The organism is Streptomyces sp. NPDC058619 (assembly GCF_042717785.1).
GTDB lineage: Bacteria > Actinomycetota > Actinomycetes > Streptomycetales > Streptomycetaceae > Streptomyces.
In genome coordinates this window covers 12709-38261 of record NZ_JBHXQN010000038.1, presented here as the reverse complement: position 1 = coordinate 38261, position 25553 = coordinate 12709, and the positions used below count along the sequence as shown (strand labels likewise).

Genomic DNA, 25553 nt, shown 5'->3' with positions numbered 1-25553 from the left:
CAAGCGTACGACTCAGCTACGCCTGCGCGGCACGGTGTGCCGCCGCGCACTTCTTGCAGAGGCCGAAGATCGCGAAGTGCTTCATGTCGGTCTCGAACCCGAAGGTCGCGCGGAGCTTGGCGGTGAACTCGGCGGCGACGTCCACGTCGGCCTCGATCACGTCGGCGCAGTCCCGGCAGACCAGGTGCATGTGGTGGTGCCGGTCGGCCAGGTGGTAGGTGGGGGCGCCGTGGCCGAGGTGCGCGTGCGAGACGAGCGCGAGCTCCTCCAGGAGCTCCAGCGTCCGGTACACGGTGGAGATGTTGATCCCGGAGGCGGTCTTGCGCACCTGGACGAGGATCTCGTCCGGGGTGGCGTGCTCCAGGTGGTCGACGGCCTCCAGCACGAGCTGGCGCTGGGGAGTGAGCCGGTACCCGCGCTGGCGCAGGTCGGTCTTCCAGTCGGTGCCCTCGGTGCCTTTGGCGTGCTCGGTCCTCACCACCCGGCCAGTGTAAGCGCGGGGAGGGGACCGCGGGCGGTCCCGCGGTCCCTCGTCGTACAGCCCGCGGATACGGGTCAGCGGAAGAAGGCGATGCCGTCGTCCGGCATGTCCGGGAGGTTGCGCGCCATCTCGGCGACCTCCTCGGGCGTGACGACCTTCTTCAGCTGGGCCGACATGTACGGGCGCAGCTCGACGTCGGGGGTGGCCTTCTCGCCGACCCACATCAGGTCGCTCTTCACGTACCCGTAGAGCCGCTTGCCGCCGCTGTACGGGCCGGAGGCCGCGGTGCGGGCGACCGCGTCGGTGGCCAGGTCGATCTGGGGCTTCTGGTCGGCGAGCTCGCCGTACCAGACCTCGACGACGCCCTGGTCGCGGACCATGACGATCTCGACCTTGCGGTCCTTGTCGATGCGCCAGTAGCCCGACTCGGACTCCAGCGGCCGTACCTTCTCGCCCTCGGCGTCGAGGACCCAGGTGTGGGAGCTGTACTCCAGGAAGTCCCGGCCGTCGTGGCTGAAGACGACCTCCTGGCCGAAGTTGCACTTCTCCTCACCGGGGAAGTCGAAGACTCCCGCGCCCTCCCAGGTGCCGAGGAGGAAGGCGAGCGGGACGAGGCCCGGGTTCAGGTCGGACGGGATCTGGATCATGAATGGCTGCTCAGGCGATCTGTCGGAGGGGTTCCGGGGCGGTCAGCTGCGCGGACGCTCAGCGCTGACCCTGGTACAGCTTCTTGACGGCGAGACCGGTGAAGGCCATCACGCCGACGCAGACCAGGACCAGCAGGGAGGTGAAGACTGCCTCAAGCACGGGGTGCTCCTCGGAGGATTCGGTGCGGTGTACGGGCCGGTCCCCAAGCCTACTGGCCCGGGGACCGGCGCACTCTGGCGAGGTGGCCCGTACGGGCCTCAGCTGAGCAGCTGACCCTGGAGGATCACCGTCTGGTGGAGCGGCACGGAGGGCAGATCGCCCTTCCGGGTCTGGAGGATCACCGCCTGGACGTCACCGGACTGGACGCACCCGACCCTGATCTTCTCGTCGCCCACCGGGACGGCCTCCTCGTGGACCGAGACCCCGGTGGCGTCCGGGACCGACTGGTCGATCCGGGCCCGGCCCCAGACACCGTCGGTCTCGATCCGGTTCACGCCGTTGTCTCACCGGGTTTCACGGCTCGCGGCGCCGCTTTCCGTCCAGTTCGTCCCACCACTCGTCCGACTTCGGGTCACCCGAGGGGTCGTCCCACCAGCGGTCGTCCGGTCCGCGCCGGTTGGCGATCATCGCGGCGACCGGCGGGATGACCATGGCGACCACGCAGAGGGCCACCGCGGCCTCCACCGACCACAGGCGCACGAAGGACCAGGCGGAGACGAAGAGGAACAGGCATCCGCCCATGAGCAGGAAGTAGACGCGTCGGCGCCGGGCGTACATACCTCCAGCGTAGGGCGCTGCGCCCCGCTGACAAGTGCGCGGACGCGGACGGCACGAAGGGCCGCACCCCGATCCAGTGGCGTCCAACCCCCGGGGGTGCGGCCCTTCGGCCGGCTCTGCGGTTATACGGTCACGCGGTTACGCAGTGGTGCGCGGTGAGGCAGTGGTGCGCGGAGCGGTGGTCAGACCGCGATCGCCACGTCCGTCACGCCGCCGGCGTCGGCGACCACGACGTTGCGGTCGGCCGTGCCGCCCGGAACGAGCGCGCGCAGCGTCCAGGAGCCGGTCGCCGCGTAGAAGCGGAACTGGCCGGTCGCCGAGGTCGGAACTTCGGCGGTGAACTCGCCGGTCGAGTCCAGCAGGCGGACGTAGCCGGACACCGGCTCGCCGCCCTGGGTGATCTGGCCCTGGATGGCGGTCTCACCGGGCTTCAGCGTCGCGAGGTCGGGCCCGCCGATCTGTGCTCCACACATGTTCTCTGTCCTGTCCTAGAGAGGTCGTACGTGACTACGGGCCCTGCGTGCCCGGCAGGGTCGCCTTGCAGGTCGACTGCTGGGTTACTTGTTGGGGCCGAGCTCGATCGGCACGCCGACCAGGGAGCCGTACTCGGTCCACGAGCCGTCGTAGTTCCTGACGTTCTCCTGGCCCAGGAGCTCGTGCAGCACGAACCACGTGAGCGCGGAGCGCTCACCGATGCGGCAGTAGGCGATGGTGTCCTTCGCCAGGTCGACCTGCTCGGCCTCGTAGAGGGCGGTCAGCTCGTCGTCCGACTTGAAGGTGCCGTCGTCGTTGGCGTTCTTCGACCACGGGATGTTGCGGGCGGTCGGCACGTGGCCGGGGCGCTGCGACTGCTCCTGCGGGAGGTGCGCCGGGGCGAGCAGCTTGCCGGAGAACTCGTCGGGCGAGCGGACGTCGACCAGGTTCAGGGAGCCGATCGCGGCCGTGACGTCGTCACGGAAGGCGCGGATGGACGTGTCCTGCGGCTTGGCCTTGTAGTCGGTGGCCGGGCGGTTCGGGACCTCCTTGCCGTCGACCAGGTCGCGGGAGTCGAGCTCCCACTTCTTGCGGCCGCCGTCGAGGAGCTTCACGTCCTGGTGGCCGTAGAGCTTGAAGTACCAGTAGGCGTAGGACGCGAACCAGTTGTTGTTGCCGCCGTAGAGGACGACGGTGTCGTCGTTGGAGATGCCCTTGGCGGAGAGGAGCTTCTCGAAGCCCTCCTGGTCCACGAAGTCACGGCGGACCGGGTCCTGGAGGTCGCTCTTCCAGTCGATCCGGACGGCGTTGGTGATGTGGTTCTTGTCGTAGGCGGACGTGTCCTCGTCCACCTCGACGATGACGACGTTCGCGTCGTTCAGGTGGGCCTCGACCCAGTCGGCGTCTACGAGGACGTCGCTGCGGCTCATGGTGTTCTCCTCCGGGCAGTGTGCGGCGGGCTGTGCTGCGGGTGCTGCGGGGTGCGTGCGTTCCGGATGCGCTCGCCCGGTCCTGCGCGGGGAGGCGTCAGGGGATCGGGAGCAGGTGCGGTCACGCGGGAAAGCCGTCGTCCGGCTGGTGGAGCGGATGCGCTCCACAGGTCACATGGATCGACAGAGCATGGCGGCGACGCGACACAGGTCTACTGCCCGCCGCTTCGTGAGGTCCGCCTGCTGATGCTTCATAGGCATGGATCGTAGGGACGAATCGGCCGCCCTGTCACCGGTGTGTCATATACCGAGACAGGATCGTCCGGATATTGGGATACGAGGGCCCCGGGCGGCCGCCGCACCGCTCCCGGAGCCCTTCTCGCGGCCCGTCCATCTGCGGATCGGACCGCACCGTCTCACGATCCGGCCAACACCACGTTCGAGCCGCTCAGCGCGAGGTGAACACCGGTCTCGTCGGAGGTCAGGGACGACAGCCGGAGACCCGCGGGCAGTCCGCCGTCGAGCCGGCGGTCGAAGTCGGTCTTCTTGCGGACCAGGCCCTCGATCCCGGGGATGCCCTCGCCGGGCACCTCTTCGGCGTGCACCCGGACGACCTTGCCGCCCTTGCCGTCCTTCGCGTCCTCCAGGGTGACGGTCGACACCACGCTGCGCGTCAGGGACTTGCCGAGCACCTCGATCCCCGCGGTGACCTTCACCTTGCCCGGCGCGCCGCCGTAGGCGAGGGTCGCGCCCGTCTGCGAGGCCGCGGTCAGGTCGGCGTACGTGATGAGGGCGCTGCCCTCGGCACGCCGGGCGGTGCCGCGCGTGTAGTCCCCGTTCAGGGTCACGCCGCGGAAGCTCGCGTCGAGCTCCGCGAGGCGGGTCTTGCGGCCGTCCGCCATCGCCTCGACGCCGCGCAGCTTCAGGTCGACCCGGTCCAGGTCCCGGCTGGCCGCCTGGGTCAGGAACGGGAAGCCGTGTATCTCCACCTCCGCGGTGCCCGCCAGGCCCTGGCGGGACTGGATCCGGTCCGCGAGCTGGTTCTCGGCGTACCCGGCCGCCCAGCGGTCCGCGCCGACGAAGAGCGCCCCCATAACCACACCGATGATCACGACCACACGTAGAAAGCGCACGTGCCCCTCCCCTGCTACTTGTCGGTTCGTGCGCCTAGTTGACCATGCCCGTTGTCGAGCAGGGATCAGCCCACCACCCGCCCGATCAGGTACACGGCGGGCGCGGCGGCCGCCAGCGGCAGCGCGACCCCGGCCGTCATGTGGACGAACTTCGACGGGTAGTCGTACGCCGCCACGCGCAGCCCGATCAGCGCGCACACCCCGGCGACGAGGCCGACCAGGGCCCCGCCCGCCCCGAGGGAGTTCAGCCCGCCGACTGCGATGCCGGCCCCGGCGGCGGCAGCCAGCGAGAGGCCGACGGAGGGCGCGGTGGGCAGCGGCAGGGCGCGGGCGACGACGGCGACCGCGACGGCGGCCGCGCCGACGGTGACGGCGGCGGAGTCCGCGGCCAGGTAGCCGGCGCAGACGATCGCGAGGGCGGCGGAGGCCACCGAGGCCATCAGCCCGTACATCCGCTCGTCGGGGTCGGCGTGGCTGCGCAGCTGGAGCACGAGGGTGAGCAGCACCCAGGCGCCGAGGGTGCCGACGATCGCGCCGGGCCCGTACGGGTCGTCCACCGCGAGCACGGCCGCGTCGGCGACCAGGGCCCCGGCGAAGGCGAGGGCGATGCCCTGGCGGGCCGGCCACATGCCGTTGAGGCGGAACCAGCCGGCCGCGGTGAGCCCCTGGAGGGCGACCAGCGGCACGAGCAGGGCGTACGTCCCGAAGGCGGCGGCCGCGGCGAGCAGCACCCCGAGGGCGGCGGTCAGCAGGGCGGGCTGCGGGCCGGGGTCGATGATCGGCGACCGGCCCTCGGCGCGGGCCTGGGCGGGGTCGACGGCCCGCAGGGTGTTCCCGGCGAGGGTCGGCGGGGAGTACGCGGGCTCCTCCCCGGCCTCCTCCGCGGGAGCGGGCGCGGCGTGGGCCGGACCCCGGGCCGGGGCGGCCCCGGGACCGGGGTAGGGCGGCAGGTAGGCCGTCTGCGCGGCGGCCGGGCCCGCGGGCTGCCCGGCGGCGGCCGGGCCCGCGGGCGCGGACCGCTCGGGCGCCGGTTCGGCGGCCTGGGGCGGCAGGTACGCCGTCTGCTCGGCGGCGGAGGCCTCCGGCCAGCCGGTGGCGGCGCCGCCGCCGCCATGGGACCAGTCCTGGGCGGGGGCCTGGGGGGCCGGGGCCTGGGGGGCCGGGGCCTGGTGGGCGGGGGCCTGGTGGGCGGTCTCCCGGGGGGCGGTCTCCCGCGGGGCCGGAGCCTCGTCGCGGAACCACCCCTCCGGCGCCGCGGAAGCCTGCTCCCGCTCCCCTGCCCGGTCCTGGTCCTCGGCCCGGTACGGCGGCAGGTACGCCGTCGCCTCGGCCGGGGCCTCCTGGTACGGCGGCAGGTACGCCGTCGCCTCGGCCGGGGCCTCCTGGTACGGCGGCAGGTACGCCGTCGCCTCGGCCGGGGTCTCCCGGTAGGGCGGGAGGTACGCCGTCTCGGCGGCGGCGGGGGCCGCCGTGCCGCCGTCCTGCGGCCAGCCGGGGGCGGGCGCGGCCGCCTGCGCCTCGTCGCGGGACCACCCGTCGCGAGCGGCCGCCTGCGGGTACGCCTGCGGCTGCGGCTGCTGGTCCTGCTGCCCGTACCCCTGCTGGTCCTGCTGCCCGTAGGACTGCGGCCCGGGCTGCTGGGCCTGGGCGGCCGCCTGCGGGTACGCCTGCGGCTGCGGGGCCTGCGGGGCCTGCTGCTGCGGGTACCCCTGCTCGGGCTGCTGCCCGTACGACTGCGGCCCGGGCTGGGCCTGCTGTCGCGGGTCCGCCGGGGCCGCGTACGGCTGCCCGTACGACCCGGCGTCCGGCGCGGCGCCGGTTCCCGGGCCACCGGCGACCTCAGCGGGGGCCTCGTCGCGGAACCACCCCTCGGGCGCCACCGGACGGCCGGGGGCCTCGCCCTGCGGCACGTGCACCGGCTGGTAGCTGGTGTCCCAGGTGTCGGACTGCCAGGTCTGGGTCCCGTACGGGTCCTGCGGCTGCGGCTGCGCCTGCGCCTCGGCCCGGGCGGCCTGAGCCTGGGCCTGGGCCTGCGCGTGCTGCTGTCGCTGGTGTTCTTCGGGCGTACTCATCGGCTCCCGCTCACCCGCCCGCGAACGGCGGGAGCACCTCGACGGTGCCCCCCTCGGTCAGCTGGACGGAATCGTGCGGGCGCTTGCCCACAGGCTCTTCGTTCACAAGGAAGGAGCAGCGCAGCAGGACCCGGGTCAGCTCCCCGGGGTGGCGTTCCCGCACGGCGTCGAGCGCCTCGGCCAGGGTGCGCGCCGAGTACGGCTCCTCCGCCGTCTTGGCCGCGGACTTGGCCGCCGCCCAGTAGCGGATGGTTCCGGTTGCCACTGCTGCTCCTATCGTCGGCTCTCTACCGTCGGCCTCCATGATGACCCCTCCTACCCCCCGCTCCCACGCGCATCCACGCGCCCCGCGTGCACCCGGAGGGTCCGCCGGAGGGCCGTCGATCAGGTGAAACCGGGGCATACACAGGGCAGGGCGTGGCAGGAACCACAGAATCGGTATCGGTAGAAGCCTCGGCCACGAAAGCGCCGGTGGGCTATTCTGCTGCGAAGAGGATCCGGGCAACGTTGCCCCCGGGTCCTTTTGTGCTTTCAGCGCGTTGAACAGAACGAGAACGTGGTGTCCCTCCGGGCCTCAGGGCGCGGGGCCGGCCGGGACACCGCACACGAGGCACGAGGCACGACGCACGCACGACGCACGCACTACGTACGAAGCAGTACCGCGCACGTCCTCGACGGGACCGAGGAGGAACCGACGTGATGGACCAGCGAACCGTGTTCGACCGCCCGACCCGGGCAGGTGATCGGGCATGAGCTCTCTCCTGCTGCTGACCAACGCCCTGCAGCCGTCGACCGAGGTGCTGCCCGCCCTCGGCCTGCTGCTGCACAACGTCCGGGTGGCACCCGCCGAGGGCCCCGCCCTCGTGGACACCCCCGGCGCCGACGTGATCCTCGTCGACGGCCGCCGCGACCTGCCGCAGGTGAGGTCGCTGTGCCAGCTGCTCCGCTCCACCGGGCCGGGCTGCCCGCTGCTCCTCGTCGTCACCGAGGGCGGCCTGGCGGCCGTCACCGCCGACTGGGGCATCGACGACGTACTCCTGGACACCGCGGGCCCCGCCGAGGTCGAGGCGCGGCTGCGGCTGGCCACGGGCCGCCAGCAGATGGGCTCGGACGACTCCCCGATGGAGATCCGCAACGGCGACCTGTCGGTCGACGAGGCGACGTACTCGGCCAAGCTGAAGGGCCGGGTCCTGGACCTGACCTTCAAGGAGTTCGAGCTGCTGAAGTACCTCGCGCAGCACCCGGGCCGGGTCTTCACCCGCGCCCAGCTGCTCCAGGAAGTCTGGGGCTACGACTACTTCGGCGGCACCCGGACGGTGGACGTCCACGTACGGCGGCTGCGCGCCAAACTGGGTCCCGAGCACGAGTCGCTGATCGGCACGGTCCGCAACGTCGGCTACCGCTTCGTCACTCCCGAGAAGGTCGAGCGGGCGGCGGCGGAGGCCGCGGCCCAGGCGGCGGCGCAGCTGGCGGCGCAAACCGCCTCAGCCACCTCCCGGGCGGCCTCGCAGAACGCCGCCCAGGACGCCGCCCAGGACGCCCCGGCCGTCACCCGGGCGGCCGAAGACCCTGTGAGCATCCACTCCGCAGGACGCCCTGCCCAGAGGTAGGTCACCCCGCGTAGACTGCCGCGCGTGGCCAAGGTGACGCGGGATGACGTGGCGCGACTTGCGGGTACCTCTACCGCCGTCGTGAGCTACGTCATCAACAACGGACCCCGGCCGGTTGCCCCGGCCACGCGCGAGCGTGTCCTCGCCGCGATCAAGGAGCTGGGCTATCGCCCGGACCGGGTCGCCCAGGCGATGGCCTCACGGCGCACCGACCTCATAGGCATGATCGTCCCGGACGCCCGGCAGCCGTTCTTCGCGGAGATGGCGCACGCGGTCGAGCAGGCCGCCGCCGAGCGCGGAAAGATGGTCCTGGTCGGGAACTCCGACTACCGCGACGAGCGCGAGGTCCACTACCTCCGGGCGTTCCTCGGCATGCGGGTCTCGGGCCTGATCCTGGTCAGCCAGGGCATGAGCGAGCGCGCGGCCTCCGAGATCGAGGCCTGGGACGCGCGGATCGTGCTGCTGCACGAGCGTCCCGAGGCGATCGACGACGTCGCCGTCGTCACGGACGACATCGGCGGCGCCCAGCTCGCCACCCGCCACCTGCTGGAGCACGGGCACCCGTACGTGGCCTGCCTCGGCGGCGTGGAGAACACCCCCGAGGTGGGCGACCCGGTGGCCGACCACGTCGAGGGCTGGCGCCGGGCCATGCTGGAGTCCGGCCGCTCGGTGGAGGGCCGGCTGTTCCAGGCCCCGTACAACCGCTACGACGCGTACCAGGTGGCCCTGGAGGTCCTTTCCGGGCCGGACCGCCCCCCGGCGATCTTCTGCGCGACGGACGACCAGGCGATCGGCGTCCTGCGGGCCGCCCGGGAGCTGCGCATCGACGTGCCGGGCGAGCTGGCCGTGGCCGGGTTCGACGACGTCAAGGAGGCGGCCCTGACGGACCCGCCGCTGACGACGATCGCCTCCGACCGCCCGGCGATGGCGCGGGCCGCGGTGGACCTGGTGCTGGACGACGGGCTGCGGGTCGCGGGGTCGCGGCGGGAGCGGCTGAAGCAGTTCCCGTCGGCGCTGGTGATCCGGCGGTCGTGCGGCTGCCGGTAGCTTCCGGCGGTCGGTGGGGGTGTGCTCCGGCTCGGCCGGCGCCGTGCGCCCCAGGTCCCCTGGGCCCCGGCCCCGTGCGTTTTCTCCCTGCGGGCCGGCTTCTCGGGGCTCCGCCCCGAACCCCGCGCCTCAAACGCCGGCGGGGCTGGATGTGGGCGCTGTCGGCTCGGACGTGTCGGCTCGGCGCTTTATAGCGGGCCGCGGGGTTCGAGGTCGTGACGGATGGGGTTCGGGGCGGTAGAGGGGCGGCGGGCGGCTTCTCGCGGGTCCTTATATCGGGCATACGCGGTTCTGTCGGGCTTCTCAGGCCAGGCTCAGGAAGCTCTCATGATCCGCGGACAGAGTCTGAGACATGACCGACAGCTTCCGCCGCGAAGGCGAGTACCCGCAGGAGAACCGCCCGGCCCAGGACGCGGCGGGGGCCTCGTACCCGCCGCCGCCCGCGTATCCGCCCGCCCCCGCGCCCGGCTGGCACGAGGCGCACCGGCCCCCGGTCATGCAGGGCGAGACGGCGCCCCCGGCGACCACCGCCTGGAGCGGCCCCGCCCACGCGGCGCCCTCGCCGCGGGCCAGGAAGCCGGTCGCGCTGCTGGCCGCCGTGGCGCTCGCCGCGGCCGTCATCGGCGGCGGCACCGCGGCCGCCGTCCAGCAGTTCGTCGGCCACTCGGCCGCCGGCTCCGGGGGCGGGGTCAGCGGCTCCAACGTCTCGCAGTCCAACATCGGCACCGTCTCCGGCGTCGCCGAGCAGGTCAGCCCCTCCGTGGTCCGCATCGACACGCGCACCGGCTCCGGCCAGGGCACCGGTTCCGGCATCGTGCTCACCGCGGACGGCGAGATCGTCACCAACAACCACGTGATCAGCGGTGCCTCGGAGATCCAGGTGACGATGAGCGACGGCACGAAGTACGGTGCCAAGATCGTCGGCACCGATCCCGACAAGGACCTCGCCCTGATCAAGCTCGAGGGGGCGAGCGGCCTCAAGCCCGCCAAGCTCGGCAACTCCGGCGGTCTGAAGGTCGGCGACCAGGTCGTCGCCATCGGCTCCCCCGACCGCCTCACCGGCACCGTCACCAGCGGCATCGTCTCCGCGCTGGAGCGCGAGGTGAACGTGCCGAAGTCGGAGCAGCAGTCCCCGCAGAGCCAGCAGCAGGGAGGCGGCTTCCCGTTCTCCTACGGCGGCCGGCAGTTCAACGGGAACACCGGCTCGGAGACCACCTCGTACAAGGCCATCCAGACGGACGCCTCGCTCAACCCCGGCAACTCCGGCGGCGCCCTCGTCAACATGAACGGCGAGATCGTGGGCATGCCGTCCGCGATCTACTCCCCGTCCAGCGACGCTGCCGGCGCCGGCAGCGTCGGCCTCGGCTTCGCCATCCCGGTCGACACCGTCAAGGCCGACCTCGACTCCCTCCGCAAGGGCGGCCCGGGCGCCGGCCAGGGCAGCGGCGACGACGGCACCGGCTCCGCCGCGAACGGCTTCGGCACCTCCTACTAGCCCGCCCGTGCGAGGCTGGAAGGCGCCGCCGCGCACCGACCGCACACCCCTGGGGGAGCATCCATGAACGCCGCCGAAGGCGACCAGCAGCGCATCCTCGTCGTCGACGACGAGCCGGCCGTGCGCGAGGCCCTGCGCCGCAGTCTCGCCTTCGAGGGGTACGCCGTGGAGACCGCCGTCGACGGGATCGACGCCCTCGACAAGGCGGCCTCGTACGCTCCCGACCTGATCGTGCTGGACATCCAGATGCCCCGGATGGACGGCCTGACCGCGGCCCGCCGGCTGCGCGCCGCCGGCGGCGTGACCCCCGTCCTGATGCTCACCGCCCGGGACACCGTCGGCGACCGCGTCACCGGCCTCGACGCGGGCGCCGACGACTACCTCGTCAAGCCGTTCGAGCTCGACGAGCTGTTCGCCCGGGTCAGGGCCCTGCTGCGCCGCAGCTCGTACGCCACCCCGCGGAGCGGCGGCGCGGAGCACGAGGACGCGCTGGTCTTCGGCGACCTGCGCATGGACCTCGCCACCCGCGAGGTCACCCGGGCCGGGCGGCCGGTGGAGCTGACCCGTACCGAGTTCACCCTGCTGGAGATGTTCCTCGCGCACCCGCGCCAGGTCCTGACCCGCGAGCAGATCCTCAAGACCGTGTGGGGCTTCGACTTCGAGCCCAGCTCCAACTCCCTGGACGTGTACGTGATGTACCTGCGCCGCAAGACCGAGGCCGGCGGCGAGCCCCGCGTCGTCCACACCGTGCGCGGGGTGGGCTACGTGCTGCGCGCCGGCGAGAGCGGGCCCGAGTGAGCCCGACGGCCAGGTTCCGCGCGCTGCCGCTGCGCTCCCGGCTGGCGCTGCTGGTCGCGGTCGCGGTGGCGGTCGCCGTGGCCGCCGTGGCGGCGGTGTCCTGGGTGATGGTGCGGGCCCAGCTGCGGGACCAGCTGGACCGCTCGCTGATGGCCACCAACCCGAACCCGCAGGTGGGGCGGGTACTGGACGGGGGGCGCTGCGTGACCCGCCCCGCCGAGTCGCAGCAGGACATCGCCGGGAACCTGAACGCGACGGTCCAGATCGTCACCGCCCAGGGCGGGCACTGCTGGGTGAGCGGGCCGGCGACCCTGCCCGTGACCGCCGTCGACAAGGAGATCGCGGCGGGCAAGCGGCGGGCCACCCTGCAGGACGTGACGACCTCCGACGGCGTCGACATGCGCGTCTACACGACGCCCGCGCAGGTGGTGTCCGGCGGGCCCGTGTTCGGCATCTCCATCGCCAAGCCGCTCGCCGACATCGACAAGCCGCTGTCCACCCTGGCCTGGGTGCTGCTGTTCGTGTCCGGCGTCGGCGTGGTCGGCGCGGGCGCCGCCGGACTGTGGGTGGCCCGTACGGGGCTGCGGCCGGTCGACGAGCTGACCGACGCCGTCGAGCACATCGCCCGGACCGAGGACCTGACCGTACGGATCCCCGACGACGGCGACGACGAGATCGCCCGCCTGTCGCGGTCCTTCAACTCCATGACGGCCGCGCTCGCCTCCTCCCAGACGCGCCAGGCCCGGCTGATCGCGGACGCCGGGCACGAGCTGCGCACCCCGCTCACCTCGCTCCGTACGAACATCGAGCTGCTCGCCCGCAGCGAGGACACCGGGCGGGCCATCCCGCCCGAGGACCGCAGGGAGCTGCTGGCCTCGGTGAAGGCGCAGATGACGGAGCTCGCCGCGCTGATCGGGGACCTCCAGGAGCTGTCCCGGCCGGACGCGGTCCCCCCCGGCCCGCTCGGGGTGGTGGCGCTGCACGAGATCGCCGGGACCGCGCTGTCCCGGGCCCGGCTGCGCGGCCCGGAGCTGGACTTCAGCTCCGCCCTGGAGCCCTGGTACGTACGGGGCGAGGCGCCCGCGCTGGAGCGGGCGGTGGTCAACGTCCTGGACAACGCGGTGAAGTTCAGCCCGCCGGGCGGCACGGTCGAGGTGACGCTGCGGGCGGGCGCGCTGACCGTACGGGACCACGGGCCGGGCATCCCGGCCGAGGACCTCCCGCACGTCTTCGAGCGGTTCTGGCGCTCCCCGTCGGCGCGCGCCCTGCCCGGCAGCGGGCTGGGCCTGTCGATCGTGGCCCGTACGGTGCAGCGCGCGGGCGGCACGGCGCTGCTGCGCGCGGCCCGGGACGGCGGCCCGGGCACGGAGGCGGTGCTCCGCATCCCGGGCGCGCCGGCCCCGCCGCCGTCAGTTGTGCCGGATCAGTGAGGCGACCAGGCCGCCCCGGGTGTTCGGGAAGTCCATCGGGACGATGCCGAGGCCCGTGCGGCCGGCCATCTCGCCGCCGTCGACGAAGCCGTGGACCTGGGGGTTCAGGCGGTCGGAGTTCCAGCGGGGCGGCATGTAGGCGGCGGTGCTGGCGTAGTTGACGAAGAGCTTGCCGGGCTGCTGGACGGCGCGGCGGAAGTGGTTCTCGATCTTGCCGCGCTTGGCGAAGGGCTCGGCATTGTACTCGTCCTGGATGTCGAAGACGTTGCCGTCGCCGTAGCGCAGGCCGGGCAGGCCGCCGTTGTCGGCGAGGAGGACGACCTTGCCGCGGGCCTGGCCGAGGGTCGGCAGGGTGTCGGCGATGCGGAAGAGCGGGCGCCAGCCCCGGTTGTCGAGGTAGTCGTCGAAGACCGCGCGGAAGGTGGCGTCGCTGTCGCCGGAGTACTCCTGCTTGACCCGCATGAGGACGGTCTCGGAGGGGTGGGCGGCGAGGAAGTTCCAGCAGGCCACCAGGACGTCGCCGAACATCAGGTCCTGGAAGAAGGCCGCGTGGTGGATGGCGAACGATCCGCCCGTGACCCGGCAGCGGACGTCGAGGAAGCGGATGCCGGAGTCGAGCTGCTGCGCGATCGAGGTGTTCTGGCAGGCGACGTAGAGACCGCCCTTGGTGGCACCGGAGTCGTGGGTGCCGGGGATGGTCATCCGCTGGAGGGGCGTGGCGTCGCCGAGGCCCGCCATCCAGTCCTGGGTGCCGCGCGTCCTGGCGGAGGCGGGGGCCGCCGTCCCCAGTCCGGTCGCCGCGCCGGTGCCCGCCGCCAGTGCTCCGACCAGAAATGCCCGCCGGTCCAGTCCCATGTCCGCCCCTTCGCCGACCCGGTGATGGGCGGATTATGGCGTGAACACCTCAGGAATGCGACCCGCCGGCAGCACCGGATCCGGGCGGCGTACGGGCCGCGCCCCCCTCGTCCAGCAGCCCGGCCAGCCCGCGCAGCCCCGCCACCAGCTCCCGGCCGGTCGGCGCCTGCTCCGGATCGGTCAGAGCCTGCACCATCACCCCGGTCATCAGCGCGATCTGCACCGATCCCAGGCTCCGGGCGTCGGCCTCGGCCACCTCGGACTCAGGCACCCCCCGCAGCAGCGCGGCCACGTGCGGGCGGGCGGCGCGCTGGCCGGCGGCCAGCGCGGCGAGCAGCTCCGGCGAGGACTGCGCGTGCACGAAGGCCTCCACGTTGGCGATCCACAGCCAGCGCAGCTCGCCGAAGTTGCGCACCTTGCGGTCCCACATGTCGGCGAACCGCTCCTCGGCGCTCTCGCCCTCCCCCGCGAGCCCGCCGACGGCGTCGCTCCACTCGTCGACGGCCGCGAAGAGCGCCTGGTTCAGCAGCGCCTCGCGCGAGCCGAAGTGGTAGCCGATCGCGGCCATGCTCACCTGCGAGGCCGCGGCGATGTCGCGCACGGTCGTGCGCAGATAGCCCTTCTCCTCCAGGCAGCGGCGCGCTCCGGCCAGCAGGTCCTCGCGATTTCCCATGGCGGGATCGTAGCCGCGGGCCGTTTTGGGCAAGCGCCCTACACAAACGTATTGCGCACATGCCCAAGTCCTGTCAGGCTGGGGACACCGAAAGACAGAACGGGGAGAACGCATGCGCCACGACCTCACGATCGACGACCGCACCCTGTCCTACCTGGACTTCGGCGGGCCCGGCCGCCCGCTCCTGGCCCTGCACGGCGGCCTGTCCGAAGGCGCCCACTTCGCCGGCCTGGCCGCCGCCCTCGGCGACGACTGGCGGGTCATCGCCCCCGACCAGCGCGGCCACGGCGACTCCGACCGCGCCGGCGCGTACGACCGCGCCGGATACGTCGCCGACGCCATCGCCCTGCTGGAACACCTCGGCCTCACCGCCGCACCCGTGGCGGTCCTCGGCTTCTCGCTCGGCGGGCTCAACGCCTACCGGCTGGCCGCCGACCGCCCCGACCTGGTCTCCGCGCTCGTCAACGTCGACGCCCCCGTGGAGATCCCGGGCCCCCTCGGCCACGGCTTCCTCGACTTCCTGCCCGACCTCCCGTACACCGCGGGGACCCGCGAGGAACTCGTCACGGCCTGCGGTCCGTTCGGCGAGGGCGTCGCACCCTTCCTGCGGCCCCTCCCCGACGGCTCCGGCTGGCGGCTGCCGTTCCACCCGCAGGACACCATGGCGACCGTGGAGCAGGGGTACGGGTCCCACTGGGACACCTGGCTCGCGAGCGACTGCCCGGCCCTGCTCGTCCACGGCCTGCGCAGCACGGCCCTGCCTCAGGCCCAGGCCGACGCGATGGTCGCGCGACGCCCGGGGACGGCGTACGTCGGCCTCGACACGGAGCACTACGTCCCGTTCCAGGACCCGGAGGGCTTCACCCAGGCGGTCAGGACGTTCCTGGCCGGCCTCTGAGTCCCTCCCCCACGGGGAACGCCGAAGGGGCGGCGGGCCCGAACGGCCCACCGCCCCTTCGGGCGCGCTCTTCGCGTGAGGGACGCGCCGGGGCGCGTCGAACCAGCGGTACGGGAGTACTACTTGACGACCGTGATCCGGTTCGCCGCCGGCGGGGCGATCGGGGACGTCTCGGAGGAGTTGGCCGTCAGGTAGGCGTTGAAGCAGTCCAGGTCGGACGCGCCCACCAGCTTGTTCTTGTGCTCCTTCAGGACGGTGAAGCCGTCACCGCCGCCCGCCAGGAACTCGTTCATCGCGACGCGGTAGGTCGTGGCCGGGTCGATCGGCGCGCCGTTCAGCTTCACCGAGTCCACGACGATGCGGTCCGCACCGGCCTTCGTCGTGTCCAGGGTGTACGTGAAGCCCTTCGACACCTGCAGGATCTTCGGGCTCGGCCCGTTGACCGGGCCGCTGACCTGCTGCTGGAGCGTGGTGATCAGCTGGGCGCCGGTCAGGTCCACGACGTTCATCATGTTGGTGAACGGCTGGACCGTGAAGGCCTCGCCGTAGGTGACGACGCCGTCGCCCTCCTGGCCCGAGGCCTTGTAGGCGAGGTCCGAGCGGATGCCGCCCGGGTTCATGAGCGCCAGCTGCGCGCCGCCCTTGCCGGCCGGGGCCAGCGCCTCCAGCTGCGCGTCGGCGATCAGGTCGCCCAGCGGCTTCTCGAACTCCGGCGAGCCGCGGCCCGGGATGTCCGCCGAGATGAAGCCCTGCGGGCGGTTGGCGACCGGGGCCGCCAGCTGGTTCCAGCGCTGGATCAGCTCGGTCATGTCCGCGGCCTTGGGCTGCTCGCGGTTGACGACCTTGTTGACCGGCTTCGGCGAGGTGACCGGCGTACGGACTATGTCCTTGGTCTGCCGGTCGTACTTCAGCGTGGTGTCCGTGTACAGGCGGCCGATGGAGGCGGCCGAGGTGACCGTACGCGGGTTGCCCGCCGGGTCGGGGATGTTGCAGGCGTACGCCTGGTGCGTGTGGCCGGTCACCAGCGCGTCGACCTTCGGGTCCACGTTCTTGGCGATGTCGACGATCGCACCGGAGATGCCGGCGCCCGCGCCCGGGGCGTCGCAGTCGTAGTTGTACGCGCCGTTCGCGGGCAGACCGCCCTCGTGGATCAGCGCGACGATCGACTTCACGCCCTGCTTGTTCAACTCGGCCGCGTACTTGTTGATCGACTCGATCTCGTCGCCGAACTTCAGGCCCTTGACGCCCTCGGCGGTCACGATGTCCGGAGTGCCCTCCAGGGTGACGCCGATGAAGCCGATCTTCACGTCCCCCTTCTTCCAGATGAAGGTGGGCGACATCAGCGGACGCTTCGTCTTCGCGTCCGTCACGTTCGCCGCGAGGTACGGGAACTCGGCGCCCTCGAAGGTCTTGCCGTTCTCGTAACAGCCCTCGACGGGGTGGCAGCCGCCGTACGCCATGCGGCGCAGCTCGGTCTTGCCCTCGTCGAACTCGTGGTTGCCGACGCTGGAGACGTCGAGGTCGAGCTTGTTCAGCGCCTCGATGCTCGGCTCGTCGTGGAAGAGCCCGGACAGCATCGGGCTGCCGCCGATCATGTCACCGGCGGCGGCGGTGACGGAGTACTCGTGGCCCTTGCGGGCCTCGCGCAGGCTGGTCGCGAGGTACTCGACCCCGCCCGCGGGTATGGCTTTGGTGGTGCCGTCGGCCTGACGTTCGGTCACGGTGCCGGAGGAGCCCTGCGGGGGCTCCAGGGTGCCGTGGAAATCGTTGAACGAGAGCATCTGCACATCGACGGTCCGGCTCTTGGCCGCACCGCCACCACTCGCGGCACCGGCCGGCAGTGCGGCGGCGACCATCGCCCCGGCCCCGGCCGTGACGGCGAGGGCGGTGAGGGTCAACCGGCGGGAGCGGCGGAGCCGTTGTGGCGTCGCTGACATTTGTTCCCCTTTGTGGACAGCGAGACAGCTTGGGAGGTCCGCCGCAGCCTATGGTCAACGCGCGTAGCGCGACAGGGGGGTACGGGTATCGAGGTGGTTACGCGCAGAAGACGGACCGGCGCCCGGGCCGCGCTCCACCGCACGACCCCCGCGGTCGTAGGCTCGTGCCATGACTGACGCAGCAGCGGCCCTGGAGCCGGGACGGCAGATTGAGACCCTCGACGAACTGACGGAGGACCAGGCCGACGCCGTACTCGCCCTGATCGAGGACGCGGCGCGCACGGACGGCACCACCGCCGTCTCCGAACAGGGCCGGCTCCAGCTGCGCGGCGGCCCGCGCGAGGGCATCCGGCACTTCCTGCTCACCGCGGACGGCCGGCTCGCGGGGTACGGGCAGCTGGAGGACACCGACCCGGTCGAGGCCCCGGCCGCCGAGCTCCTCGTCCACCCCGCGCTGCGCGGACGCGGGCACGGGCGGGCCCTGGGATCGGCCCTGCTCGCCGGCTCCGGCAAGCGGCTGCGGGTGTGGGCGCACGGCGGCAAGTCCGCCGCCCGGCACCTCGCGCAGGTCCTCGGCCTGACCCTCTTCCGCGAACTGCGCCAGCTGCGCCGTCCCCTCGGCGCCGACGCGACCCCGCTGCCCGGGGCGGCCCTGCCGGCCGGGGTGACCGTGCGCACCTTCGTCCCCGGCGCGGACGACGCGGCCTGGCTCGCCGTGAACGCGGCCGCCTTCGCCCACCACCCCGAGCAGGGCTCGCTGACGCAGCGCGACCTGGACGACCGGATCGCCCAGCCGTGGTTCGACCCCGAGGGCTTCTTCCTCGCGGAGCGCGACGGGGAGCTCGTCGGATTCCACTGGACGAAGGTCCACGCGGCGGACCGGCTCGGCGAGGTGTACGTGGTCGGCGTCCGCCCCGGCGCCCAGGGCGGCGGCCTCGGCAAGGCCCTCACGGCGATCGGCCTGCGCCACCTGGCGGACCGGGGCCTGCCCACGGCGATGCTGTACGTGGACGCCGACAACCCGGCGGCCCTCGCCGTGTACGAGGGACTCGGCTTCACCACCCACGAGGTGGACCTGATGTACCGCACCGAAAGCTGACCCCGCCCGGGCCCGGGACCCCGCCCACCGGAACCCGCCCCCGGGCCCCAGACCCCACCCAGCCGCGCACGCAACAAGGCCGGGCCAAAATCAGCCCCGCCGGCGTTTGAGGCGCGGGGTCCGGGGCGGAGCCCCGGCAACGGCGCCGCACGGAACCCGGCACGGCCCCCGCCACCCCCCGGAGCCCCGCACGGGCCCCGGCACGGGACCCCGTACCCCCAAGCCCCGCCCGGGACCCGGCCCGCCCCGCGCAAGCGACTCGTGCGCCAGCCGGACCCGGGAAGCCACACGCCATTCACCGGGCATTAAGACGCGCTTGCGACCCTCCCGGCATGCAGCCCCGACTCCGACTGACGGCCGACACGTCCGACGCGCCTGTCCTGCCGCTTGCACGGAAGAATGGAGCCATGAGCCACCAGTCCAGCGCGGGCCCCACCGAGGTCCCCGCCCAGCACCCGTCCCACACGTCCCCCGCCTCCGTCACGGGCGCGCACGCACGGATAGGTTCCATCTCCGCGCACCGCCCGCACGTCGATCTCGAACCCGATCTCGACTCCGACCTGGACGCCTACGACGACAAGGACGGCGGCGAGCTGCCACCGGGCCGCTTCCTCGACCGCGAGCGCAGCTGGCTGGCCTTCAACGAGCGGGTGCTGGAGCTCGCCGAGGACCCGACGACGCCCCTGCTGGAGCGCGCGAACTTCCTGGCGATCTTCGCCAGCAACCTTGACGAGTTCTTCATGGTCCGGGTCGCCGGCCTCAAACGGCGCATCGCGACCGGAGTCGCCACCCGTTCGGCCTCCGGCCTGCAGCCCCGCGAGGTGCTGGACCTGATCTGGACGCGCTCGCGCGAGCTCATGGCCCGCCACGCCGCCTGCTTCCAGCAGGACATCTGCCCGGCGCTGGCCGAGGAGGGCGTCCACCTCATCCGCTGGCCCGACCTCACGGAGAAGGAGCAGGCCCGCCTCTTCACACTGTTCCGGAACCAGATCTTCCCGGTGCTGACCCCGCTGGCCGTGGACCCCGCGCACCCCTTCCCGTACATCTCCGGCCTGTCCCTCAACCTGGCCGTCGTCGTGCGCAACCCCGTCAGCGGCCACCGCCACTTCGCCCGGGTCAAGGTCCCGCCGCTCCTCTCCCGCTTCCTGGAGGCCTCCCCGCAGCGCTATGTCCCGCTGGAGGACGTCATCGCCGCGCACCTGGAGGAGCTGTTCCCCGGCATGGAGGTGCTCGCGCACCACATGTTCCGCGTGACCCGCAACGAGGACCTGGAAGTGGAGGAGGACGACGCCGAGAACCTCCTGCAGGCCCTGGAGAAGGAGCTCATGCGGCGCCGCTTCGGGCCGCCGGTCCGCCTGGAGGTCGAGGAGTCCATCGACCCGGGGGTGCTGGACCTCCTCGTGCAGGAGCTGAAGGTCAACTCCTCCGAGGTCTACCCGCTGCCCGGCCCGCTCGACCTGACCGCCCTCTTCGGGATCGCCTCGCTGGACCGGCCGGAGCTGAAGTACCCGAAGTTCGTCGGCGGCACCCACCGGGACCTCGCCGAGGTCGAGTCCGCCTCCGCCCCCGACATCTTCGCGGCGCTGCGCGAGCGGGACGTGCTGCTGCACCACCCGTACGACTCCTTCTCCACCTCGGTGCAGGCCTTCCTGGAGCAGGCCGCCGCCGACCCGGACGTACTCGCGATCAAGCAGACGCTGTACCGCACCTCCGGCGACTCCCCGATCGTGGACGCCCTGATCGACGCCGCCGAGGCCGGCAAGCAGGTCCTCGTGCTCGTCGAGATCAAGGCCCGCTTCGACGAGCGGGCCAACATCAAGTGGGCGCGCAAGCTGGAGGAGTCCGGCTGCCACGTCGTGTACGGGCTGGTCGGCCTCAAGACGCACTGCAAGCTGTCGCTCGTCGTCCGCCAGGAGGGCGACCAGCTGCGCCGCTACTCCCACGTCGGCACCGGCAACTACCACCCCAAGACCGCCCGGCTCTACGAGGACCTCGGCCTGCTCACCGCGGACCCGCAGGTCGGCGCGGACCTCTCCGACCTCTTCAACCGGCTGTCCGGCTACTCGCGGCGCGAGACCTACCGCCGGCTGATCGTCGCCCCGCGCTCGCTGCGCGACGGGCTGATCGCGCGGATCGACAAGGAGGCCGACCACCACCGGGCCGGCCGCCCGGCGTACGTGCGCCTCAAGATGAACTCGATCGTCGACGAGGCCCTCATCGACTCCCTCTACCGGGCCGCCCAGGCGGGCGTGCCGGTCGACATCTGGGTCCGCGGCATCTGCGCGGTGCGGCCCGGTGTCCCCGGGCTCTCGGAGAACATCCGGGTCCGCTCGGTCCTCGGCCGCTTCCTGGAGCACTCCCGGGTCTTCGCCTTCGGCAACGGCGGCGAGCCCGAGGTGTGGATCGGCAGCGCCGACATGATGCACCGCAACCTCGACCGCCGCATCGAGGCACTGGTCAGGGTCGCCGACCCGGCCCACCGCGCGGCACTGGACCGGATGCTGGAGACCGGCATGTCCGACGCCACCTCCTCCTGGCACCTGGGCCCGGACGGCGAATGGACCCGGCACAGCACGGACTCCGAGGGCCAGCCGCTGCGGCACGTACAGGAGATGCTCATAGACGCCCGGAGGCGCCGGCGTGGCTCAGCCAAACCATGACCCGATGGCGGGCGCGGGTGACGTGCTCGCCGCGTTCCTGCGTTCCCAGGCCACCGCCTTCCTGCGCGGACTGCGCCTGCACGACGAGAGCCCGGCGAACGGCGCCGACTCCACCGGCCGCTCCGAGGCGGCGCGCGGCCTTCGAGGGGCCGCGCGCCGCATCAGCGGCTCCCTGGCGACCTTCCGCGTGGTGACCGAGTCCGCCTGGGCCGACGGGCTGCGCACCGAGCTGGTGTGGCTGTCCTCGACCCTGGCGCACGAGCACGCGTACGCCGCCCGGCTGACCCGGCTGATGGACGCCCTGCACCGGCTCTCGGGCTCCCCCGAGGTCCCCGCCCCGCGCGGCGCCTCGGCGGGAGCGCTCACGGTCGGCTCCGCGCGCGCCGGCGCACTCCTGGAGCGCCAGCTGACCCTCGCCCGTACGCGCGCCCACTCGGCCACCCTCCAGGCGCTCGGTTCCGCACGCTTCCACGCGGTGGCGGACGCGGTGGCCGTCCTGGCCTCGGACGTCCCGTTGGACCCCGTCGCGGCCCGGGGACGGGTCGAGGAGGTCCTGCTCCCGCTCGCGGCGGTGGCCGAAACCCGCCTGTCGGCGGCGGTCGCGGCGCTGCCCCCGGTCGACGGCGGGCACCCGTACGACGCGGACCACGACGGGCTCTGGCACGAGGTGCGCCGCCTGCTCCGGATCCACCGGTACGCCCGCGAGGCGCTCGGCGAGGACGTGGCCCGGGCGGCCGCCGCGGGCGAGGCCCTGGACTGCCACCGCGACGCCGCCGAGGCCGCCGCCGCCTCGGCCACGGCGGCCCGGACCCCGCGCATAGCCCCGGCCACGGCGTACGCCCTGGGGGTGCTGCACGCGGACCAGCGGCACGCGGCAGGGGCGGCCCGCGCCGCCTTCCGTCACGTCTGGCTGCCGGAACCCGCGGTCGCGCCGCGGGCGAGGTAACGGACGAATAACGGATACTTACGCCAGGGTGCGTTCCGGCCCGAACGCACCGGGTCGTCCGCCACGGTTCACCGTCCGTTCACTCGCACCGGTCGGCCACTTCACCTGTCCGGCCTAATTTCGGTGGTGCACGGTGCGAACGCCCGCAGGTCAGGCGGTCCGGCCGGGCACACCGACGTAGCAGTCCTCTTCGCACGCCGCCCCGACACAGAAAGCGGCCGGCGGCTTCTGGAAGGAACACCCGAAAGTGAAGCTTCAGCGCAAGAACCGGCTTCGTGCCTCCGCCCTCGGGGCGCTCGTCGTGTCCGGCGCCCTGGTCCTCACGGCGTGCGGCTCGGACGACAACACGAAGGACAGCGGCTCCGCCAGCGGCAAGCCGTCGACCGCCGCCGCGGGTGACATCAAGTGCGACGGGGCCAAGGGCAAGCTCCTGGCCTCGGGCTCGTCCGCGCAGAAGAACGCGGTCGACCTGTGGGTGAAGAACTACATGGCCGCCTGCACCGGCGTCGAGGTGAACTACAAGTCCTCCTCCTCCGGCGAGGGCATCGTCGCCTTCAACCAGGGCACCGTCGGTTTCGCCGGCTCCGACTCCGCGCTGAAGCCGGAGCAGGTCGAGGAGTCCAAGAAGATCTGCACCGGCGGCCAGGGCATCGACCTGCCGATGGTCGGCGGCCCCATCGCCCTCGGCTTCAACGTCGCGGGCGTCGACAAGCTGAACCTCGACGCCGCCGCGATCGCCAACATCTTCAACGACAAGATCAAGAAGTGGGACGACGAGGCGATCAAGAAGCTGAACCCCGGCATCACGCTTCCCCCCACCGCCATCCAGCACTTCCACCGCTCCGAGGACTCGGGCACCACCGAGAACCTCACCAAGTACCTCAAGGCCGCCGCGCCCGACGCCTGGCCGCACGAGGCCGCGAAGAAGTGGGCCGCCCCGGGCGGCCTCGGCGCCTCCGGCTCCTCGGGCGTCGCCACCCAGGTCAAGCAGGTCGACGGTGCGATCGGCTACTTCGAGCTCTCCTACGCCAGCTCGCAGAACATCAAGACGGTCGACCTGAACACGGGCGCCGCCGCCCCGGTCCCGGCCACCGGTGAGAACGCCTCCAAGGCCATCGCCGCCGCCAAGATCTCCGGCACCGGCTCCGACCTGGCGCTGAAGCTCGACTACACCACCAAGGCCGAGGGCGCGTACCCGATCGTCCTGGTGACGTACGAGGTCGTCTGCGACAAGGGCAACAAGGCCGAGACCCTGCCGACGGTCAAGTCCTTCCTGAACTACACCGCCTCGGACGCCGGCCAGAAGGTCCTCCTGGAGAACGGCTACGCGCCGATCCCCGCCGAGATCAACGCCAAGGTCCGCGAAGTCATCGCCTCGCTCTCCTGATCAAGACCCCGAGGCCGGTCCGCTCCCCCCGTCCGGGGCGGCGGACCGGCCCCGGGACCCTCCCCTTCACCCGGGGGAATCCGGTGCACCGCCGCCAGGGGGCCTCGCCCTCCCACAGACCGGAAAGACCATGGCTTCCACCACACCCACCCCGATAGACACGGCTCCGCCTGTCTCCAGGAGCGAGAGGTCCACCGGCCGCGCCGGTGACAAGATCTTCGCGGGGCTCTCCAAGGGCTCCGGCATCCTGCTCCTGGTGATCATGGCGTCGATCGCCGCCTTCCTCACCTACCGTGCGGTCCTCGCCCTGTCGAAGAACGAGGGGAACTTCCTCACCACCTTCGACTGGAACGCGTCGGCCGACCCGCCCGTCTTCGGCATCGCCGTCCTGCTCTTCGGCACCGTCGTCAGCTCGATCATCGCGATGGTCATCGCGGTTCCGATCGCCGTCGGCATCGCCCTGTTCATCTCGCACTACGCGCCGCGCAAGCTGGCCGCACCCCTCGCCTACGTGGTCGACCTGCTGGCCGCCGTGCCCTCGATCATCTACGGCATCTGGGGCGCCCTCTTCCTCGTACCGCAGCTGAACGGCCTGAACCTCTGGCTGGACGAGTACCTGGGCTGGACGTACGTCTTCGAGCGCACCCAGGTCAGCGTCGCCCGCTCCCTGTTCACCGTCGGCATCCTGCTCGCGATCATGATCCTGCCGATCGTGACCAGCGTCAGCCGCGAGGTCTTCCTCCAGGTCCCGCGCATGAACGAGGAGGCCGCCCTGGCCCTCGGCGCGACCCGCTGGGAGGTCATCCGGATGTCGGTGCTGCCCTTCGGCCGTTCCGGCGTCATCTCCGCCTCGATGCTCGGCCTCGGCCGCGCGCTCGGCGAGACCATGGCCGTGGCGACCGTCCTCTCGCCGAGCTTCCTGATCTCGTTCCACGTCCTGGACCCGGGCGGCGGCACCTTCGCGCAGAACATCGCCGCGAAGTTCGACGAGGCCAACGAGTTCGGCCGCGACGCCCTGATCGCCTCCGGCCTGGTCCTCTTCCTGCTCACCCTGCTGGTCAACGGCGCGGCGCGCCTGATCATCGCCCGTCGCAAGGAATTCTCGGGGGCGAACGCCTGATGAGCCACGCACTCCAGGACCAGCGGCCCGTCCGGGCCCCGAAGTCCGCCGCCCCCGACAGCCTCACCCGAGGCGGCCTGCCCCGCTGGGCTCCGGCCGCCATCGGCGTCCTCGCGGTCGCCCTCGGCTGCGGCACCGGCCTCGTCTTCGGCCTCCACAGCAAGATCCAGTGGGGTCTGATCGCCGCCCTGCTGTTCGTCGCGATCACGTACACCGCCAGCGCGGTGGTGGAGAACCGCCGCCAGGCCAAGGACCGCGTCGCGACCTCCCTCGTGTGGGTCTGCTTCGTCCTCGCCGTCATCCCGCTGCTCTCCCTGATGTGGACCACCATCAGCCGCGGCGTCAAGGTGCTCGACGGGGACTTCCTCGGCCACTCCATGAACGGCGTGACCAGCTTCGAAGAGGGCGGCGGCGTCTACCACGCCCTCCTCGGCACCCTGGAGCAGGTCGCCCTCGCGACGCTGATCGCCGCACCGATCGGCCTGCTGACCGCCGTCTACCTGGTCGAGTACGGCCGGGGCGGACTCGCCAAGGCCGTCACCTTCTTCGTCGACGTCATGACGGGCATCCCCTCGATCGTCGCGGGCCTGTTCATCCTGACGACCTGGAACCTGATGCTCGGCTTCGGCCCCTCCGGCTTCGCAGGCGCGATGGCCCTGTCGATCCTGATGATGCCGGTCGTGGTCCGCTCCACCGAGGAGATGCTCAAGCTCGTCCCGAACGAGCTGCGCGAGGCGGCCCTCGCCCTCGGCGTACCGAAGTGGCGCATGATCCTCAAGGTCGTGCTCCCCACGGCCATCGGCGGCATCGCCACCGGCGTGATGCTGGCCGTCGCCCGCATCGCCGGCGAGACCGCGCCGATCATGCTTCTGGTCTTCGGCACCCAGCTGATCAACAACAACCCCTTCGAAGGCGCCCAGTCCTCGCTCCCGCTGTACATCTGGGAGCAGTACAAGGTCGGCAGTGAAGCCTCCTACGACCGGGCATGGGCCGCAGCGCTCGTCCTGATCGCCTTCGTCATGATCCTGAACCTGGTGGCTCGCGGCATCGCCCGCTGGAAGGCCCCGAAGACCGGTCGCTGACG

General features: G+C 72.3%; 25 protein-coding genes. 12 read left to right on the top strand and 13 right to left on the bottom strand.

Annotation, left to right across the window (positions count from 1 at the left end; genetic code table 11):
* Positions 1 to 16 precede the first annotated feature (16 nt).
* From ACFWTC_RS28235 to ACFWTC_RS28190, 10 genes are all read right to left on the bottom strand, one after another.
* A complete protein-coding gene (locus tag ACFWTC_RS28235) occupies positions 17 to 481 on the bottom strand; it encodes a Fur family transcriptional regulator (RefSeq protein WP_383918302.1) in 465 nt (154 codons plus the stop codon).
* A 74-nt stretch (positions 482 to 555) separates the two neighbouring features.
* Entirely contained in the window at positions 556 to 1128 is a 573-nt protein-coding gene (locus tag ACFWTC_RS28230; protein ID WP_383918299.1) for an FABP family protein, read from the bottom strand.
* Between the two features lie 258 nt (positions 1129 to 1386).
* Complete coding sequence (locus ACFWTC_RS28225) at positions 1387 to 1623, bottom strand: hypothetical protein (RefSeq protein WP_383918297.1); 237 nt, start codon at positions 1621 to 1623, stop codon at positions 1387 to 1389.
* A gap of 19 nt (positions 1624 to 1642) precedes the next feature.
* Positions 1643 to 1906 (bottom strand): DUF3099 domain-containing protein, encoded by a 264-nt coding sequence (locus ACFWTC_RS28220; protein ID WP_351271116.1) that lies wholly within the window; start codon positions 1904 to 1906, stop codon positions 1643 to 1645.
* A 182-nt stretch (positions 1907 to 2088) separates the two neighbouring features.
* Positions 2089 to 2379 (bottom strand): DUF1416 domain-containing protein, encoded by a 291-nt coding sequence (locus tag ACFWTC_RS28215; RefSeq protein ID WP_351271113.1) that lies wholly within the window; start codon positions 2377 to 2379, stop codon positions 2089 to 2091.
* An 84-nt stretch (positions 2380 to 2463) separates the two neighbouring features.
* Positions 2464 to 3309, bottom strand: a complete 846-nt coding sequence (locus tag ACFWTC_RS28210) for a sulfurtransferase (protein WP_383918294.1) — start codon at positions 3307 to 3309, stop codon at positions 2464 to 2466.
* 171 nt (positions 3310 to 3480) lie between these two features.
* Complete coding sequence (locus ACFWTC_RS28205; RefSeq protein ID WP_350206375.1) at positions 3481 to 3564, bottom strand: putative leader peptide; 84 nt, start codon at positions 3562 to 3564, stop codon at positions 3481 to 3483.
* A gap of 161 nt (positions 3565 to 3725) precedes the next feature.
* The gene (locus ACFWTC_RS28200; RefSeq protein WP_383918291.1) at positions 3726 to 4442 is read right to left on the bottom strand and encodes a DUF2993 domain-containing protein; all 717 of its coding nucleotides are present in this window, start codon (positions 4440 to 4442) and stop codon (positions 3726 to 3728) included.
* A 65-nt stretch (positions 4443 to 4507) separates the two neighbouring features.
* Positions 4508 to 6514 carry a hypothetical protein gene (locus ACFWTC_RS28195; protein WP_384074768.1) on the bottom strand — a complete coding sequence of 669 codons (2007 nt, stop codon included), beginning with the start codon at positions 6512 to 6514 and terminating at the stop codon, positions 4508 to 4510.
* A 10-nt stretch (positions 6515 to 6524) separates the two neighbouring features.
* Positions 6525 to 6779: a MoaD/ThiS family protein gene (locus tag ACFWTC_RS28190; RefSeq protein ID WP_267724420.1), complete on the bottom strand. Its 255-nt coding sequence runs from the start codon at positions 6777 to 6779 to the stop codon at positions 6525 to 6527.
* A gap of 484 nt (positions 6780 to 7263) precedes the next feature.
* Between ACFWTC_RS28190 and ACFWTC_RS28185 the strand changes: the two genes are divergently transcribed.
* The 5 genes from ACFWTC_RS28185 to ACFWTC_RS28165 all read left to right on the top strand — a co-directional run bounded on the left by ACFWTC_RS28185 (position 7264) and on the right by ACFWTC_RS28165 (position 12894).
* Positions 7264 to 8124 (top strand): response regulator transcription factor, encoded by an 861-nt coding sequence (locus ACFWTC_RS28185; RefSeq protein ID WP_384029025.1) that lies wholly within the window; start codon positions 7264 to 7266, stop codon positions 8122 to 8124.
* A 24-nt stretch (positions 8125 to 8148) separates the two neighbouring features.
* On the top strand, positions 8149 to 9171 hold the full coding sequence (locus ACFWTC_RS28180) for a LacI family DNA-binding transcriptional regulator (protein ID WP_383918282.1): 1023 nt from the start codon (positions 8149 to 8151) through the stop codon (positions 9169 to 9171).
* A gap of 352 nt (positions 9172 to 9523) precedes the next feature.
* Complete coding sequence (locus tag ACFWTC_RS28175) at positions 9524 to 10666, top strand: S1C family serine protease (protein ID WP_384029023.1); 1143 nt, start codon at positions 9524 to 9526, stop codon at positions 10664 to 10666.
* Between the two features lie 63 nt (positions 10667 to 10729).
* A complete protein-coding gene (locus tag ACFWTC_RS28170) occupies positions 10730 to 11464 on the top strand; it encodes a response regulator transcription factor (RefSeq protein WP_383918276.1) in 735 nt (244 codons plus the stop codon).
* Positions 11461 to 12894 carry a sensor histidine kinase gene (locus tag ACFWTC_RS28165; protein ID WP_383918273.1) on the top strand — a complete coding sequence of 478 codons (1434 nt, stop codon included), beginning with the start codon at positions 11461 to 11463 and terminating at the stop codon, positions 12892 to 12894. Before ACFWTC_RS28170 ends, ACFWTC_RS28165 begins: the two co-directional genes overlap by 4 nt.
* Here the strand turns inward: ACFWTC_RS28165 and ACFWTC_RS28160 are convergent.
* Both ACFWTC_RS28160 and ACFWTC_RS28155 read right to left on the bottom strand, forming a co-directional pair.
* Positions 12874 to 13749, bottom strand: a complete 876-nt coding sequence (locus ACFWTC_RS28160; RefSeq protein ID WP_383918270.1) for a phosphatidylinositol-specific phospholipase C — start codon at positions 13747 to 13749, stop codon at positions 12874 to 12876. The genes ACFWTC_RS28165 and ACFWTC_RS28160 overlap by 21 nt on opposite strands.
* Before the next feature lie 49 nt (positions 13750 to 13798).
* Entirely contained in the window at positions 13799 to 14422 is a 624-nt protein-coding gene (locus tag ACFWTC_RS28155) for a TetR/AcrR family transcriptional regulator (protein WP_383918267.1), read from the bottom strand.
* Between the two features lie 112 nt (positions 14423 to 14534).
* Here ACFWTC_RS28155 and ACFWTC_RS28150 point away from each other — a divergent pair, with 112 nt between their 5' ends.
* Positions 14535 to 15320 (top strand): alpha/beta fold hydrolase, encoded by a 786-nt coding sequence (locus ACFWTC_RS28150; RefSeq protein WP_383918264.1) that lies wholly within the window; start codon positions 14535 to 14537, stop codon positions 15318 to 15320.
* Between the two features lie 119 nt (positions 15321 to 15439).
* Here ACFWTC_RS28150 and ACFWTC_RS28145 read toward each other — a convergent pair whose 3' ends face one another.
* Positions 15440 to 17257 carry a bifunctional metallophosphatase/5'-nucleotidase gene (locus tag ACFWTC_RS28145; RefSeq protein WP_383918261.1) on the bottom strand — a complete coding sequence of 606 codons (1818 nt, stop codon included), beginning with the start codon at positions 17255 to 17257 and terminating at the stop codon, positions 15440 to 15442.
* 169 nt (positions 17258 to 17426) lie between these two features.
* Between ACFWTC_RS28145 and mshD the strand changes: the two genes are divergently transcribed.
* From mshD to pstA, 6 genes are all read left to right on the top strand, one after another.
* Positions 17427 to 18356: a mycothiol synthase gene (gene mshD, locus ACFWTC_RS28140; protein ID WP_383918259.1), complete on the top strand. Its 930-nt coding sequence runs from the start codon at positions 17427 to 17429 to the stop codon at positions 18354 to 18356.
* Between the two features lie 407 nt (positions 18357 to 18763).
* Positions 18764 to 21016, top strand: coding sequence for an RNA degradosome polyphosphate kinase (locus tag ACFWTC_RS28135; protein WP_383918256.1), 2253 nt, complete (start codon positions 18764 to 18766; stop codon positions 21014 to 21016).
* A gap of 4 nt (positions 21017 to 21020) precedes the next feature.
* Positions 21021 to 21962, top strand: a complete 942-nt coding sequence (locus ACFWTC_RS28130; RefSeq protein ID WP_383918253.1) for a CHAD domain-containing protein — start codon at positions 21021 to 21023, stop codon at positions 21960 to 21962.
* Between the two features lie 247 nt (positions 21963 to 22209).
* Complete coding sequence (gene pstS, locus ACFWTC_RS28125; RefSeq protein WP_384029021.1) at positions 22210 to 23349, top strand: phosphate ABC transporter substrate-binding protein PstS; 1140 nt, start codon at positions 22210 to 22212, stop codon at positions 23347 to 23349.
* A gap of 130 nt (positions 23350 to 23479) precedes the next feature.
* The gene (pstC, locus tag ACFWTC_RS28120; RefSeq protein WP_383918247.1) at positions 23480 to 24469 is read left to right on the top strand and encodes a phosphate ABC transporter permease subunit PstC; all 990 of its coding nucleotides are present in this window, start codon (positions 23480 to 23482) and stop codon (positions 24467 to 24469) included.
* The gene (gene pstA / locus ACFWTC_RS28115) at positions 24469 to 25551 is read left to right on the top strand and encodes a phosphate ABC transporter permease PstA (RefSeq protein ID WP_383918244.1); all 1083 of its coding nucleotides are present in this window, start codon (positions 24469 to 24471) and stop codon (positions 25549 to 25551) included. Before pstC ends, pstA begins: the two co-directional genes overlap by 1 nt.
* Positions 25552 to 25553: the final 2 nt, after the last annotated feature.

What these genes read in the sequence shown, in the direction of transcription:
- ACFWTC_RS28230 (WP_383918299.1), bottom strand. Translation starts at nt 1,128, where the DNA reads ATGATCCAGATCCCGTCCGACCTGAACCCGGGCCTCGTCCCGCTCGCC.
- ACFWTC_RS28220 (WP_351271116.1), bottom strand. Translation starts at nt 1,906, where the DNA reads ATGTACGCCCGGCGCCGACGCGTCTACTTCCTGCTCATGGGCGGATGC.
- ACFWTC_RS28215 (WP_351271113.1), bottom strand. Translation starts at nt 2,379, where the DNA reads ATGTGTGGAGCACAGATCGGCGGGCCCGACCTCGCGACGCTGAAGCCC.
- ACFWTC_RS28210 (WP_383918294.1), bottom strand. Translation starts at nt 3,309, where the DNA reads ATGAGCCGCAGCGACGTCCTCGTAGACGCCGACTGGGTCGAGGCCCAC.
- ACFWTC_RS28205 (WP_350206375.1), bottom strand. Translation starts at nt 3,564, where the DNA reads ATGAAGCATCAGCAGGCGGACCTCACGAAGCGGCGGGCAGTAGACCTG.
- ACFWTC_RS28195 (WP_384074768.1), bottom strand. Translation starts at nt 6,514, where the DNA reads ATGAGTACGCCCGAAGAACACCAGCGACAGCAGCACGCGCAGGCCCAG.
- ACFWTC_RS28185 (WP_384029025.1), top strand. Translation starts at nt 7,264, where the DNA reads ATGAGCTCTCTCCTGCTGCTGACCAACGCCCTGCAGCCGTCGACCGAG.
- ACFWTC_RS28175 (WP_384029023.1), top strand. Translation starts at nt 9,524, where the DNA reads ATGACCGACAGCTTCCGCCGCGAAGGCGAGTACCCGCAGGAGAACCGC.
- ACFWTC_RS28170 (WP_383918276.1), top strand. Translation starts at nt 10,730, where the DNA reads ATGAACGCCGCCGAAGGCGACCAGCAGCGCATCCTCGTCGTCGACGAC.
- ACFWTC_RS28160 (WP_383918270.1), bottom strand. Translation starts at nt 13,749, where the DNA reads ATGGGACTGGACCGGCGGGCATTTCTGGTCGGAGCACTGGCGGCGGGC.
- ACFWTC_RS28155 (WP_383918267.1), bottom strand. Translation starts at nt 14,422, where the DNA reads ATGGGAAATCGCGAGGACCTGCTGGCCGGAGCGCGCCGCTGCCTGGAG.
- ACFWTC_RS28150 (WP_383918264.1), top strand. Translation starts at nt 14,535, where the DNA reads ATGCGCCACGACCTCACGATCGACGACCGCACCCTGTCCTACCTGGAC.
- ACFWTC_RS28145 (WP_383918261.1), bottom strand. Translation starts at nt 17,257, where the DNA reads ATGTCAGCGACGCCACAACGGCTCCGCCGCTCCCGCCGGTTGACCCTC.
- mshD (WP_383918259.1), top strand. Translation starts at nt 17,427, where the DNA reads ATGACTGACGCAGCAGCGGCCCTGGAGCCGGGACGGCAGATTGAGACC.
- ACFWTC_RS28135 (WP_383918256.1), top strand. Translation starts at nt 18,764, where the DNA reads ATGAGCCACCAGTCCAGCGCGGGCCCCACCGAGGTCCCCGCCCAGCAC.
- ACFWTC_RS28130 (WP_383918253.1), top strand. Translation starts at nt 21,021, where the DNA reads ATGGCGGGCGCGGGTGACGTGCTCGCCGCGTTCCTGCGTTCCCAGGCC.
- pstC (WP_383918247.1), top strand. Translation starts at nt 23,480, where the DNA reads ATGGCTTCCACCACACCCACCCCGATAGACACGGCTCCGCCTGTCTCC.
- pstA (WP_383918244.1), top strand. Translation starts at nt 24,469, where the DNA reads ATGAGCCACGCACTCCAGGACCAGCGGCCCGTCCGGGCCCCGAAGTCC.